At 68.4% G+C, this 13,499-nt stretch carries 12 protein-coding genes; 10 read left to right on the top strand and 2 right to left on the bottom strand.

What is annotated here, in order from left to right:
- Positions 1–942, bottom strand: a 942-nt coding sequence (locus L995_RS15775) for a sulfate ABC transporter substrate-binding protein (RefSeq protein ID WP_047472575.1), incomplete at its 3' end; no start/stop codon positions are given.
- 144 nt (positions 943–1,086) lie between these two features.
- On the opposite strand from L995_RS15775, the gene L995_RS15770 reads away from it, so the two are divergent.
- The 8 genes from L995_RS15770 to L995_RS15735 all read left to right on the top strand — a co-directional run bounded on the left by L995_RS15770 (position 1,087) and on the right by L995_RS15735 (position 10,019).
- The gene (locus tag L995_RS15770; protein ID WP_012206441.1) at positions 1,087–1,359 is read left to right on the top strand and encodes an oxidative damage protection protein; all 273 of its coding nucleotides are present in this window, start codon (positions 1,087–1,089) and stop codon (positions 1,357–1,359) included.
- Positions 1,360–1,531: 172 nt separating this feature from the next.
- Positions 1,532–2,200, top strand: a complete 669-nt coding sequence (locus L995_RS15765; RefSeq protein ID WP_016453307.1) for a trimeric intracellular cation channel family protein — start codon at positions 1,532–1,534, stop codon at positions 2,198–2,200.
- A 15-nt stretch (positions 2,201–2,215) separates the two neighbouring features.
- The gene (gene mnmC / locus L995_RS15760; protein ID WP_047472569.1) at positions 2,216–4,156 is read left to right on the top strand and encodes an FAD-dependent 5-carboxymethylaminomethyl-2-thiouridine(34) oxidoreductase MnmC; all 1,941 of its coding nucleotides are present in this window, start codon (positions 2,216–2,218) and stop codon (positions 4,154–4,156) included.
- Between the two features lie 191 nt (positions 4,157–4,347).
- On the top strand, positions 4,348–6,429 hold the full coding sequence (locus tag L995_RS15755; RefSeq protein ID WP_047472568.1) for a TonB-dependent receptor plug domain-containing protein: 2,082 nt from the start codon (positions 4,348–4,350) through the stop codon (positions 6,427–6,429).
- Between the two features lie 132 nt (positions 6,430–6,561).
- Entirely contained in the window at positions 6,562–7,113 is a 552-nt protein-coding gene (locus L995_RS15750) for a DUF2478 domain-containing protein (RefSeq protein ID WP_016448340.1), read from the top strand.
- A gap of 5 nt (positions 7,114–7,118) precedes the next feature.
- Complete coding sequence (locus tag L995_RS15745; RefSeq protein ID WP_047472567.1) at positions 7,119–8,180, top strand: iron ABC transporter substrate-binding protein; 1,062 nt, start codon at positions 7,119–7,121, stop codon at positions 8,178–8,180.
- Positions 8,180–9,193 (top strand): FecCD family ABC transporter permease, encoded by a 1,014-nt coding sequence (locus L995_RS15740; RefSeq protein ID WP_047472566.1) that lies wholly within the window; start codon positions 8,180–8,182, stop codon positions 9,191–9,193. The genes L995_RS15745 and L995_RS15740 overlap by 1 nt, the downstream gene beginning before the upstream one ends.
- Positions 9,186–10,019, top strand: coding sequence for an ABC transporter ATP-binding protein (locus L995_RS15735; protein WP_047472565.1), 834 nt, complete (start codon positions 9,186–9,188; stop codon positions 10,017–10,019). The genes L995_RS15740 and L995_RS15735 overlap by 8 nt, the downstream gene beginning before the upstream one ends.
- On the opposite strand, the gene L995_RS15730 is transcribed toward L995_RS15735, so the two are convergent.
- A complete protein-coding gene (locus L995_RS15730; RefSeq protein WP_231574446.1) occupies positions 9,955–10,872 on the bottom strand; it encodes a hypothetical protein in 918 nt (305 codons plus the stop codon). The two genes, L995_RS15735 and L995_RS15730, sit on opposite strands and share 65 nt — an antisense overlap.
- A gap of 381 nt (positions 10,873–11,253) precedes the next feature.
- Between L995_RS15730 and L995_RS15725 the strand changes: the two genes are divergently transcribed.
- Positions 11,254–13,086 carry a nitrite/sulfite reductase gene (locus L995_RS15725; RefSeq protein WP_047472563.1) on the top strand — a complete coding sequence of 611 codons (1,833 nt, stop codon included), beginning with the start codon at positions 11,254–11,256 and terminating at the stop codon, positions 13,084–13,086.
- A gap of 28 nt (positions 13,087–13,114) precedes the next feature.
- Complete coding sequence (locus tag L995_RS15720; protein ID WP_016448346.1) at positions 13,115–13,498, top strand: DUF934 domain-containing protein; 384 nt, start codon at positions 13,115–13,117, stop codon at positions 13,496–13,498.
- Position 13,499 lies beyond the last annotated feature (1 nt).

Raw genomic sequence — 13,499 nt, 5'->3', positions numbered from 1 at the left:
CCGCGTGATGGTGACCAGCTCCAGCTTGGGGAACTTGTCCGCGAATTCGGCCTTGACCTTGGCATCGGTGGGACGGTAGTAGTTGCGGCCGGCGATGCGCTGGCCTTCCTCGGAGTACAGGTACTTCAGGTACTCCTCGGCCACGGCGCGTGTGCCCTTCTTGTCCACGACCTTGTCGACCACGGCCACCGAAGGCTCGGCCAGGATGGACAGCGAAGGCACGACGATCTGGAACTTCTCGGGACCGAACTCCTTGAGTGCCAAGAAGGCCTCGTTCTCCCAGGCCAGCAGCACATCGCCCACGCCGCGCTGCACGAAGGTGATGGTGGCGCCGCGCGCGCCGGTGTCCAGCACGGGCACGTTCTTGAACAGCTTGCCGATGAAGTCCTTGGCCTGTGCGTCGCCGCCGTACTTGCGCTTGGCGAATTCCCAGGCGGCCAGGTAGTTCCAGCGCGCACCGCCGCTGGTCTTGGGGTTGGGCGTGATCACCTGCACGCCAGGCTTGACCAGGTCGTCCCAGTCCTTGAGGTTCTTGGGATTGCCCTTCTTCACCAGGAAGACGATGGTGGAGCTGTAGGGCGCCGAGTTGTGCGGCAGGCGCTTTTGCCAGTCGACCTTGAGCAGGTTGCCGTTCTTGACCAGGGCGTCGATGTCGCCGGCCAGCGCCAGCGTGGCCACGTCGGCGTCGATGCCGTCGATGATCGAACGCGCCTGCTTGCCCGAGCCGCCATGCGACTGCTTGACGCTCACGTCCTGGCCGCTCTTGGCCTTCCAGTGCTTGGCGAAGGCCTGGTTGTACTCCACGTACAGCTCGCGCGTCGGATCGTAGGAGACATTGAGCAGTTGCACCGACTGGGCCAACGCCGGCAGAGCCGACAGGGTCAAGCCCGCGATCAGGCCGGCGGCGACAGGAAACTTGATAAAGTGGCGGCGAATTTTCATTGGAGTGTCGGTAGAGAGTGGAGACGACGGTCTGGTGCCGTGGAAAGCATTCTCAAAGCCAACTCTTAAAACTCAAACCAATAAGATTTCAGTTTGTTATTCCCAAAACATCTGAATCTCTGCAAGACAAGGACTCAATTCCCCATGGCACGTACCGTTCACTGCATCAAGCTTGGCGTTGACGCTGAAGGCCTGGATTTCCCGCCCTACCCCGGCGAGCTGGGCAAGCGCATTTTTGAAGGCGTGAGCAAGCAGGCCTGGGCCGACTGGCTCAAGCACCAGACGATGCTGGTCAACGAAAACCGCCTGAACCTGGCCGACGCACGCGCCCGCCAGTACCTGGCCCGCCAGATGGAAAACCACTTCTTCGGCGGCGGCGCCGATGCGGCGGCCGGCTACGTGCCTCCTACGGCCTGAGCCGCTTCGTGCCCTTTCACCGCCCCCGTCGCACCGCGCCGGGGGCGGTTTCATTTGCGGTGCCGCAAACGGCCGCCGCCCAGAGACCGCCTACAATGCCCGCCTTCTTGCGCTGGACGGCGCAGTGGCCGCACACCCTGCGGCGCGGGCCGGTCTTCATCCGAGGTTTTCCGTGCTTCCATCCGTCTCCCTGCTGGAATCGTTCCAGGCATCGCAGTTCACCGTCATGCTGGTGATCTACCTCGTGGCCATCACGGCCGAAGCCATGTCGGGCGCGCTGGCGGCGGGCCGGCGCAACATGGACATCTTCGGCGTGGCCGTGATCGCCTTCGTCACCGCGCTGGGCGGCGGCACCATCCGCGACATGGTGCTGGGCCACTACCCCATCGGCTGGACGCAGCACCCTGAATATGTCTACCTGGTCATCTCGGCCGGGCTGCTGACCATCGTCGTGGCGCGCCACATGCACCATCTCAAGCAGGTCTTTCTGCTGCTGGACGCCATGGGGCTGATCGCCTTCTCGCTGATCGGCTGCAACGTGGCGCTGGAGCTGGGCTACCCGCCCGTGGTGGTGGTGATGTCGGGCATGCTGACCGGCATCAGCGGCGGCATTCTGCGCGACGTGCTGTGCAACCAGGTGCCGGTCGTCTTCCGGCGCGAGCTGTACGCCAGCGTGTCCCTGGCCGTGTGCCTGCTGTTCCTGGGGCTGCGCACGCTGGACGTGGGCTCCAACCTCAGCACCGTCGTCTGCTTTGCCGGCGGACTCACGCTGCGCCTGGCCGCCATCCGCTTCAAGTGGCGCCTGCCCGTGTTCTCCTACCAGCAGCGCTGGGAGGAGTAGTTCTGCCCCTTGCCCATGTCCGAACCCATTGACTGGCTGCCCGATGGCACGCCCTACAGCCCGCGCTTCGGCGACCGCTACCACAGCGAACTCGGCGGCCTGGACCAGGCCCGCCACGTCTTTCTGGGCGGCTGCGGCCTGCCGGCGGCCTGGGCCGATGCGCCGCAATGGCGCATCCTGGAGACCGGTTTCGGGTTCGGGCTGAATTTCCTCGTGGCCTGGGAAGCCTGGAAGGCCGATCCCCGGCGCCCGAGGCTGCTGCATTTCGTCTCGGCCGAGGCCTTTCCCGTCAGCGCCGACGCCATGCGCCAGGCCATGCCGCGCGAGCCAGGATTGCGCCTGCTGGCCGAGGAGCTGGCCACCCGGTTCCAGGGCCTGCTGCCCGGCGTGCACCGCCTCGCCTTCGAGCAGGGGCGCGTGCTGCTGACGCTGTACATCGGCGATGCCCAGGCCATGCTGCGGCGCCAGCAGCTCACGGCCGACAGCATCTACCTGGACGGCTTCACGCCGGAACTCAACCCCGACCTCTGGAGCGCCGATACCCTGCGCGCGCTGGCGCGCCATTGCCGGCGCGGCACGCAGCTGTCCACCTGGTGCGTGGCGCGCACGGTGCGCGATGGCCTGGCACAGCACGGCTTTCAGGTGCGCAAGGTAGATGGCGTCCCACCCAAGCGCCACAACCTGCATGCCGTCTTCGACCCGGCCTGGCAACCGCGCGGGCCGCGCGGGCCGGGTGCACAGCCGCAGGAACCCATCACCCCACGGCGCTGCATGGTGCTGGGTGCAGGCATCGCCGGTGCGGCCGCCGCCGCCAGCCTGTCGCGCCGTGGCTGGCAGGTCACCGTGCTGGATGCTGCCGAGGCGCCTGCAGCGGGCGCCTCGGCCCTGCCCGCGGGCCTGCTCTGCCCCCATGTCTCGCCCGATGACAGCCTGCTGTCCCGCCTGAGCCGCGACGGCGCACGCCTGACCCTGGCGCAGCTGCAAATGCTCTCCGGCCAGGGCCTGCTGCAACCGGGCACGGACTGGTGCGATACCGGCGTGCTGGAGCGCGGCGTGGAGGCCGCCCCGCGGCTGCCGCGCGACTGGCAATCCCCCGGCCCGGGCGACCACTGGAGCCGGCCCGCAAGCGCCGATCAACTCTCGGCGGCCGGTCTGCCCGCCGACGCCCCTGCCTGCTGGCATGCGCAAGCTGGCTGGGTACGCCCGGCACGGCTGGTGCAGGCGCAACTGGCGCTGCCAGGCGTGCGCTGGCAGGGCCGCGCCTGCGTGGCGCGTCTTGCACGCACCGACACAGCCGGTGGCGCGCCCGTCTGGCAGGCCCTGGATGCACAGGGCAATCTGCTGGCCGAGGCTGAACTGGTCGTTCTCGCCCTGGGCCCCGCAACCAATGCGCTGCTGGAGCACAGCCTGGGTGCGCAGGCCGCCTGGCCGCTGCAGCCCATTCGCGGCCAGGTCAGCTGGGATGTGCACACCCCGGCCAGCGCACAGGCCATGCCGCCCTTTCCCGTCAACGGCCATGGCAACCTGGTGCCTGCCATGCCGCTGCCCGGCGATGCAGCCGGGCCAGGCTGGGTCATGGGATCGACCTTCGAGCGCGACCAGACCGCGCTGCCGCCCAGCCCCGGAGACCAGGCCGCGGCCCATGCAGCCAATGGCGCCAAGCTGGCGCAGCTGCTGCCAGGCGCCTACCAGGGCCTGCAAGGCTTCTTCGACGCGCCACCGCGCGCCACCTGGGGCGCCGTGCGCGTGGCCTCGCCAGACCGGCTGCCCGTGGTCGGACCGGTGTCCGATCAGGCTCCCGGCCTGTGGGCGCTGACGGCCATGGGCTCGCGCGGGCTCACCCTGTCGCTGCTGTGCGGCGAGCTGCTGGCAGCACGCCTACACGACGAACCGCTGCCCCTGGATGCCAGGCTGGCGGCTGCCCTGGCCAGCGAGCGCCTGGGCCGCAGGCGCTGAGCCGTTGAACCGCCCGGCCCCTGAACGGCCGGGCATTCACACAACGGCCTGAAAGAAAACCCGAGTCTTCCCGCAGACGGTTTTTTGTCACTCGTTATGTTTTCCAGTGCATATCGCTAGAATCCGGAACCTGTTTTCAAAAGGAAACAACCAGCCGCTCCCCGCGTTCAACCACACAAGAACCTGAAACCGTGACCCGCCAGCCCCGCTCCTGCGCTCCCGCATCCTCACCCACCCTCTGCTCACCCTCGTTCCGCCTTCGCTCCGCACTGACACAAGCCCTGCTGCTCGCAGGCCTGGCCGCCAGCACGCAGGCGCAAGCCCAGGTCGAGGCCCCATCGGGTGCACCTGCAGCACCGGCTTCGCAGACCTTCCAGTTGGGCACGGTCGATGTGCACGGTGCGCGTGTTGAGGCACAGGCCATATCCGGCGATGAACAGCGACTGGACGCCGCCGAGATGCGCCAGCGCAATGCCGACACCGTGGCCGACGCCGTGCGCCTGCTGCCGGGCGCCACGCTGTCGCGCAACAATCGCAACGAGGAAATGATCTACCTGCGCGGCTTCGATCCGCGCCAGGTGCCGGTCTTCGTGGACGGCGTGCCGCTGTACGTGCCCTATGACGGCTATGTGGACTTCGGCCGCTTCACCACGTTCGACCTGTCCGAGATCCGCGTGGCCAAGGCCGGCGCCTCGCTGATGTATGGCCCCAATACGCTGGGCGGCGCCATCAACCTGGTCACGCGCAAGCCCGTCAAATCGTTCGAGGGCGATGCGCGCATCGGCGCAGGCGCAGGCGGCGAACGCAAGGCCGCCGTGAACCTGGGCGGCAACCTGGGCTCCTGGTACTACCAGCTTGGCGCCTCCTACCTGGACGCGGACAGTTTTCCGCTGCCCAAGGGCTTCAAGGACTTCAAGAAGCAGCCCACCGACACGGGCAACTACCGCGACAACGCCTACCGCACGGACAGGCGGCTGTCGTTCAAGCTGGGCCTCACGCCCAATGCCACGGACGAATACGCGCTGGGCTATGTGCGCCAGGAAGGCGAGAAGGGCAACCCCGTGTATACCGGCAGCGCCACGGGCAAGAACGTCATCCGCTACTGGCGCTGGCCCTATTGGGACAAGGACAGCGTGTACTTTCTGAGCACCACGCGCATCAATGCCGACAACCTGCTCAAGACACGCATCTACCACGACACCTACCAAAACGGCCTGGACATGTACACGGACGCGAGCTACACGCGCCATGACCCCACCAGCAGCTACAAGGACGTGAGCCAGGGCGCCAGCATCGAGTGGGCCAACTACAGCTTCAAGGGCCATGCGCTGCGCCTGGGCGCGCACTACAAGATCGACGAGCACACCGACGCCGCCTCGGCCAAGGACCCCAGCAAGCACTATCGCGACGTGACGCGCTCCCTGGTGGTCGAGGACACGATCTCCCTGGCCGAACGCTGGAGCCTGAACCTGGCGCTCAGCCACGACCAGCGCGATGCGCGCGAGGTCTACCAGTGGCCCACGGGCTCGGCCAGCGCCACCAATGGCGTGGCCAAGCTCGGCTATGCGCTGGGCGGTGGCAGCGAGGCGTATTTCATCGCCTCGCACAAGACGCGCTTTCCCACCATCAAGGACCGCTACTCGGCACGCATGGGCACGGCCCTGGCCAACCCCGACCTGCAGCCCGAGACGGCCAACCACCTGGAGCTGGGCGTCAGCGGCTCACCCTGGCAGGGCGGCCAGGGCCAGGCCGCGCTGTTCTACAGCCGCGTGCGCAACCAGATCCAGACCGTGGTCGTGGCCTCGGCCGAATGCGGCGGCGCCACCTGCAACCAGGCGCAGAACGTGGGGCGCACGCGCAACATCGGCATGGAGCTGTCCCTGGCCCAGCAACTGTCCGCGCAATGGGACGTGAACGCCGGCTACACCTACCTGAACCGCCGCAACACCAGCGACTCCAGCATCACACTGACCCACACGCCGCGCCACCGCCTGCTGGTCGGCGTTCAGTGGCGTCCGCTGGCGCAGTGGGAATTCAATGCCGAGGTCGAGACCGAGAAGGGCCGCTACGTGCCGCTGGAGGGCAGCGGCCAGCTGCAGACGCTCAAGCTGCCCGGCTACGGCATTGCCAACCTGCGTGCACGCTACAAGCCGCGCAGCGACATCACCGTGGACTTTGGCGTGGCCAATATCGGCGACAAGTGGTACCAGTTCGATGACGGCCTGCCCATGCCGGGCCGCAGCTGGTATGTCAACCTGGGCTATCGCTTCTGAGGAGCGGACCTGGCGCGAAGCGCCCGCCCACGCCTGCCTGCGCTCCGGGTCCAGCCAAGCTGCCCATGGTCAACGACACCGGGGTCGGGCAGGAGTACAACAGCCCCATTGATACGCATCAACCTGCATGCCATGAACCCGCCCTTCACCACCCTGCCCCTGGCCGCCCTGGTCCATCCCGACGACGAGCATGCAATGGAGCTGCTGCTCGAACGCGTGGCACGCCGCCTGCAAGGCGCGGGCTGGCGGGTGGGCGGTCTGGTGCATCGCCAGGACCGCTATGCCAACGGCAACAAGCGCATGCAGCTGTTCGACCTGCGCAGTGACCGCCAATTCGAGCTGTCCCAGGACCTGGGCTGCGCCTCGCGCGCCTGCAGTCTCAACCCCCAGGCCCTGGCCCAGGCCAGCGCCGTGCTGCGCCAGGCGCTGGACGATGGCGTGGATCTGGTGGTGATCAACCGCTTCGGCATCGTCGAGGCCTCGGGCCAGGGCTTTGCCGCCGAATTCGCGGCCTTTGTCGAGGCCGGCACGCCTGTGCTCACGGCCGTCGCGGCCCGCCATCTTGAAGACTGGCGCAGGTACACCGGCAGCCTGCATGCCGAGCTGGCAGCCGATGAGGTGCAGATCGAGCAATGGTGCCAGGCACAGCTTGAGCGCCGTGGCTGCGCCAGCCCCATCCCCTGACTTTCATGACCGATCTTCTGTTCACCCGCCGCCGCTGGCTGGGCCAGGCCATGGCGGCGCTGGCCTCATCGGCTCTTGTTCCCGGCCATGCCCAGACCACGACCATTGCCGCGCGCATAGGCCAGATACCGGACGCGACCAAACTGCGCCGGGTGTTTGCCGCCGGCCCGCCTGCAGGCGTGCTGGTGGCCACGCTGGCACCGCACAAGCTGCTGGGCTGGCCCCAGCAGCTGGACGATGTCTCGCGCGCCTATCTGGGGCCCACACTGCAGGCGCTGCCGCATCTGGGCCGCCTGTCCGGGCGCGGCAGCACCATGCCGCTGGAGTCGCTGCTGAAGCTGCAGCCCAACCTGGTGCTGGACGCCGGCACGGCCGATGCCACCTATATCTCGGCCACCGAGCGGCTGGCGCGCCAGACCGGCCTGCCCTGCGTGCTGATCCAGGGCTCGCTGGCCGACCACGCACGCCAGTTGCGCGAGGTCGGCGCCCTGCTGGGCGAGGCCTCACGTGGCGAAACCCTGGCCCGCCATGCCGATGCCGTGGCGGCGCTGGCGCAGCGTGCCACCCAGGGCATGGCACCGGCCGAGCGCCCGCGCGTGTATTTCGCGCGCAGCGCCAACGGCTTGGAGACAGGGCTGGCGGGCTCCATCAATGTGGAAGCCGTCGAATATGCGGGCGGGCGCAATGTGGCGACGGATGCAGGGCGTGGCGGGCTCACGCGCGTGTCCATGGAGCAGATCCTGGCCTGGGACCCGCAGGTCATCGTCACGCAGGAACCCGGCCTTGCCGAGCGCATGCGCCAGGACCCGCTGTGGCGCGGCGTGGCCGCCGTGCGCTCGGGCCGCGTGCACTGCGCGCCGGTCTGGCCCTTCGGCTGGCTGGATGGTCCGCCCGGCGTCAACCGGCTGATCGGTGTGCGCTGGCTGCTGGAAAAGCTCCACCCGCAGGCGCCAGCCCTGCAGGGACTGCCGCCGTTGGAACGCGAGGTGCGCGACTTCTATCGCCTGTTCTACGGCGCCGACCTGTCGCCCGCAGCGCTGGGCAGGCTGATGGAGACTGCGCGTTGATGCCTGTCACAGGCCGCCGCCTGGGGTGGGTGCTCGCGCTGGCCTTGCTGGCCGCCGTGCTGCTGTGGGCACTGGCAGCGGGTCAGTTCTCCATCGCGCCGCAGCAGCTGTGGCAGTCGCTGCTGGCGCGCGCCACGGGCACTGCCTCGCCCTTGTCCGCCAGCGCCGAGACCGTGCTCTGGAACATCCGCCTGCCACGCATCGCCGCAGGCCTGGCCGTGGGCGCCACGCTGGCGGCGGCAGGCGCGGCCTACCAGGGCATGTTCCGCAACCCGCTGGTCTCGCCCGACATCCTGGGCGTCTCGGCCGGTGCCGGCCTGGGCGCGGTGCTGGGCATCTTCCTGGGCTGGTCCATGGCGGCCGTGCAGGCCCTGGCCTTTGGTGGCGGGCTGGCCGCCGTGGCCGTGGTGGTGGCCATCAGCACCAGCGTGCGCCGCCATGACCCGGTGCTGGTCCTGGTGCTGGCCGGCATTGCGCTGGGCGCGCTGCTGGGCGCGGGCATCGCCCTGGTCAAGACGCTGGCCGACCCCAATACGCAGCTGCCATCCATCACCTTCTGGCTCATGGGCGGCCTGAGCGCCGTGACCCTGCCCGAGCTGGGTGCCACGGCACCCGTGATGCTGTGCGCCCTGCTGCCCCTGATGCTGCTGCGCTGGCGCATCAACCTGCTGGGCCTGCCTGACGAGGAGGCGCTGGCCCTGGGCGTGCCCGTGGCACGCCTGCGCCTGCTGCTGGTGGCCTGTGCCACGCTGGGCACGGCGGCCGCCGTATCGCTGGCCGGCATCGTCGGCTGGGTGGGGCTGGTGGTGCCGCATGTGGCGCGCCTGCTGGTCGGCCCCAATTTTGTGCGCCTGCTGCCGGCCTCGGCGCTGCTGGGCGCTGGCTTCGTGGTTGCGGCCGACACGCTGGCGCGCAGTGCGGCACGCATCGAGCTGCCGCTGGGCATTCTCACGGCCCTGGTCGGCGCGCCTTTCTTCCTCTACCTGCTGTCGCGCACGGGCCGCAATGACTGAAATGCCGACGGCGCCCGTGCTGCAGACGCTGGCCCTGGCCACGGGCCATGGGCGCCGGCGCGTCAGCCAGGGGCTGGACTTGGCCATTGCCGCAGGCGAGGTGCTGTGCCTGCTGGGCCCCAACGGCTGCGGCAAGACCACGCTGTTCCGCACCGTGCTGGGCCTGCTGGCGCCGCTGGCCGGAGAGGTGCGCGTGCAGGGCCAGCCCGTGCTCAGCTGGCCGCGTGCCGAGTTTGCGCGGCGCGTGGGCTATGTGCCCCAGGCGCAGGCCGGCGTCTTCGGCTTCGAAGCGCTGGACATGGTGCTCATGGGCCGTGCCGCGCGCCTGCCTGCGCTGGCCCGGCCTTCAAGTGCCGACCGTGCCCTGGCGCTGGGCTGCCTGGAGCAGTTGGGCATCGCCCATCTGGCGCTGCGCCCCTATACCGAGCTGAGCGGCGGCGAGCGCCAGCTGGTGCTGATCGCACGCGCCCTGGCCCAGGAGCCCGCGCTGCTGGTCATGGACGAGCCCACGGCCAGCCTGGACTTCGGCAACCAGATCCGCGTGCTGGACCAGATTGCCGCGCTGCGTGCACGCGGCATGGCTGTGCTGTTGTCCACCCACCAGCCCGAGCATGCGCTGCAGGTGGCCGACCGCATCGCCCTGCTGGGCCGCGGTGGCCTGCAGGCCTGCGGTGCGGCGGCGCAAGTGGCGACACCGGCCGCGCTGGCTGCGCTCTATGGGGTGAGCGAGGCGGCGGTGGCGGCGCGGCTGCCGGCAATCCCTAAGGTCTGGGCGGGCGCCACTTCCAGCACGGCGGCGGCGTCAAGGGCCGGCCTGCATCCTTGAGCAAGCGCTGCAGCAATTGCTGCTCGCTGTGGATGGAAGGATCGGCCAGCAGCCGGGCAAACCGGGTTCCTCCGTCCTGCATGCCGAGCGGGGCGGACGCTTGCATCAGCCACTCCAACTGGCGGCGCCGGGCCCGGGCCGCGGCGCGCTCGGTCGGGGTTTTGGCCAGCCGGCGTTGAATCGCCAGCCCAAAGCCCTCATCCAGCACGGTCGATGAGCGCTGCGTCAGCAGGTGGGCTACATGCAGGCAGTCGGCCTCGCGCGCCGGGGTTTTGCCCATCGCTTCGGGTTTGCAGGCATCCAGCAGCGCCTTGTAGCCCGTCAAGGGAAAGGCTGTCCAGATACCTATTGCAGTGATCACCGCGCCTTCCTCGAGCCGGTAGTTCGGACTGCCACCCAGCGCCTGCAGCTCCTGTGCCGTGGGCGGATGGCGCAGCAAAGCGGACTGCATCCAGCGCACGCCGTCATAAATGTGCAGGTCCGCGTAGCGGCTTTCGCGCGCTGCAACCAGCAGTTCCTGCGGTCCCAGCGCCTGCTGCATCAGCGCAGAGAAATTGCTGGGCTCCAGCGCCAGCCAGCGGCGGGCAGCCTCGGAGCGCACTTCGCCTTCGTCCTCAGGGGCCTTGGAGGCCAGCAGTTGATAGGCCAGCGCATCCTGCCCTGCCCGCTCCAGCGCGTCCTGGCGCCAGCCCTCGGCCTGGCTGACAGCGCTTTTGTCGCGGGGCGACAGATTGATGAGGATGGCCGCAAAGGCCAGATCGCGCCCGCTGCCGGAACCGGCCAACTGCGCCGCCACGCGATGCAGATACGCATCCCAGGCTGATTCCTGTGCGGATTTGTCGGGTTCAGGCATGTCAGCTGTGTGCGCTGCTGACAACGGAGACGGCGGCGGTGCCGGCTTCTGGGCCTGCGCCTGAGCAGCAGTTGCCAATGCCAAGGCCAGCCCGATGGCGGCACAACGGTTTCGCATTCTGAAATCCTCCCTCTGGCCGGCAAGCATATCGGCCGCTCATGCGTTTGGCATGCCCAGCCCCGCAAAGTCTGCTGCCATTCACTTATATCCATATCCACATACTTGCAGGACAAAACAATCGTTTGCTTCTATAAGGCCATTGCTTACATTCCCCTCCATGCAGGGTTCTGTGCGCGTGTCCCGCAAGTGCCTCGGTGCCACGCGATGAGCCCCTGCACCGCCGCCACTGGCGGCAGTCGAAGACCCCACATCCGAAGCGCCATGTACCAATACACCGAATTCGACAAACAGTTCATCCGCCTGCGCGCCGAGCAGTTCCGTGACCAGCTCGAACGCTGGCAGGCCGGCAAGCTCTCGGAGGATGAGTTCAAGCCCCTGCGCCTGCAAAACGGCTGGTATGTGCAGCGCTACGCTCCCATGCTGCGCGTGGCCGTTCCCTATGGCGAGCTGTCCAGCGCCCAGCTGCGCGTGCTGGCCCGCGTGGCCCGCGAGTACGACCAGCCCGACGCCGCCCTGCTGGCCGAGGCCCGCGCCACCCAGGCCAAGCTGGGCGACATTCCCCTGCACGACGGCCGCCGCATCGGCTCCGACCTGAAGTTCGGCTACGGCCACTTCACCACGCGCACCAACGTGCAGTACAACTGGATTCCGCTGTCCAAGGCCGCCGACGTGATGGACCTGCTGGCCAGCGTGAACCTACACGGCATCCAGACCAGCGGCAACTGCATCCGCAACATCAACAGCGACGCGCTGGCCGGCATTGCCATCGACGAGATCGCCGACCCCCGCCCCTTCACCGAAATCCTGCGCCAGTGGAGCACGCTGCATCCCGAGTTCAGCTTCCTGCCGCGCAAGTTCAAGGTCTCCATCAGCGGCGCCGAGGAAGACCGCGCCGCGCTGGGCTGGTACGACGTGGGCCTGCAGCTGCTCAAGAACGAGGCTGGCGAGCTGGGCTTCAAGGTGCGCGTGGGCGGCGGCATGGGCCGCACGCCCACCATCAGCCCGGTGCTGCGCGAGTTCCTGCCCTGGAACCAGCTGATGAATTACCTGGAAGCCGTGATCCGCGTCTACAACCGCTACGGCCGCCGCGACAACGCCTGGAAGGCGCGCATCAAGATCCTCGTGAAGTCCGAGGGCCAGAACTACATCGACCAGGTTGATGAGGAGTTCCGCCAGATCGTCGAGGTCGAGGGTGGTCCCCACACCATCACGCAAGCCGAGTACGACCGCGTGGCCGCCAATTTCCGCGAGCCCGAGCTGGACCTGTCGCCCGCCAATGCCGAGGCCGAGACCCTGGCCCTGCTGCGCACGGCCGCCGAGGAAGACAAGGATTTCGGCCGCTGGCTGATCAGCAACGTGCGCCCGCACCGCCACCCGCAACTGCGCGCCGTGCTGCTGTCGTTCAAGCGCCTGGGCTACGCGCCCGGCGACGCCACGGCCGACCAGATGGATGCCGCCGCCGCGCTGGCCGATCAGTTCTCGGCCGGCGAGATGCGCGTCACCCACGAGCAGAACCTGCTGCTGCCCTGGGTGCGCCGCGACCAGCTGCCCCAGCTGTACAAGGCGGCCAAGGCCCTGGGCCTGGCCAAGCCCAACATCGGCCTGCTGACCGACATGATCGCCTGCCCCGGCGGCGACTTCTGCTCGCTGGCCAATGCACGCTCCCTGCCCATTGCCGAGGCCATCACCGAGCGCTACCAGGACCTGGACGAGCTGTGGGACCTGGGCGAGATCGACCTGCACATCAGCGGCTGCATCAACAGCTGCGGCCACCACCACAGCGGCCACATCGGCATCCTGGGCGTGGACAAGGACGGCAAGGAGTGGTACCAGATCACGCTGGGCGGCGCCGACGGCTCCCACCTGTCCGGCCCGGCCACGCCCGGCAAGATCATCGGCCCCTCGTTCAGCGCCGCCGAAGTGCCCGGCGTGATCGAGGCCCTGCTGGCCACCTACCGCGAACAGCGCCAAAGCGAAGGCGGCCGTTTCGAGACCTTCATCGCCACCGTGCGCCGCGTGGGCATCGAACCGTTCAAGGCCGCCGGCAATGCAGCCCGCCACCCCGCCAAGCACACCGAGGAAGCGGCCGCCTGACCCCAGGTGAGAGCCGCAGGAGATCCCCATGAAAATCATCGCCGCCCACGAGCACCAAAGCCCGGCCGAAGGCCAGCAGACTGTCATCGCCCCGGCCAATGACGCCGACCCCTTCACGCTGGACCTGACCGGCGTGCAGCGCATCGACCTGCACTTTCCCAAGTTCACCGACGGCCGCGCCTTCAGCCAGGCCCGCCTGCTGCGCAAGCGCCTGGGCTTCCAGGGCGAAATCCGCGCCACGGGCGACGTGCTGATCGACCAGTTGGTGCAGATGCAGCGCTGCGGCTTCGACGTGGCCGTGCTGCGCGAAGGCGTGGACATCTCCGATGCCCAGCGCCAGCTGGACCGCTTCCACGGCTTCTACCAGGGTGATGCAGTCCATCCCGAGCCCCACTTCGTCAAGGCGGCCTGAC

This window comes from Delftia sp. ZNC0008 (assembly GCF_000799035.1).
Taxonomy (GTDB): domain Bacteria; phylum Pseudomonadota; class Gammaproteobacteria; order Burkholderiales; family Burkholderiaceae_C; genus Comamonas; species Comamonas tsuruhatensis.
Note: the sequence above shows the minus strand (reverse complement) of the source record. Positions and strands in the feature narration are given on the sequence as shown.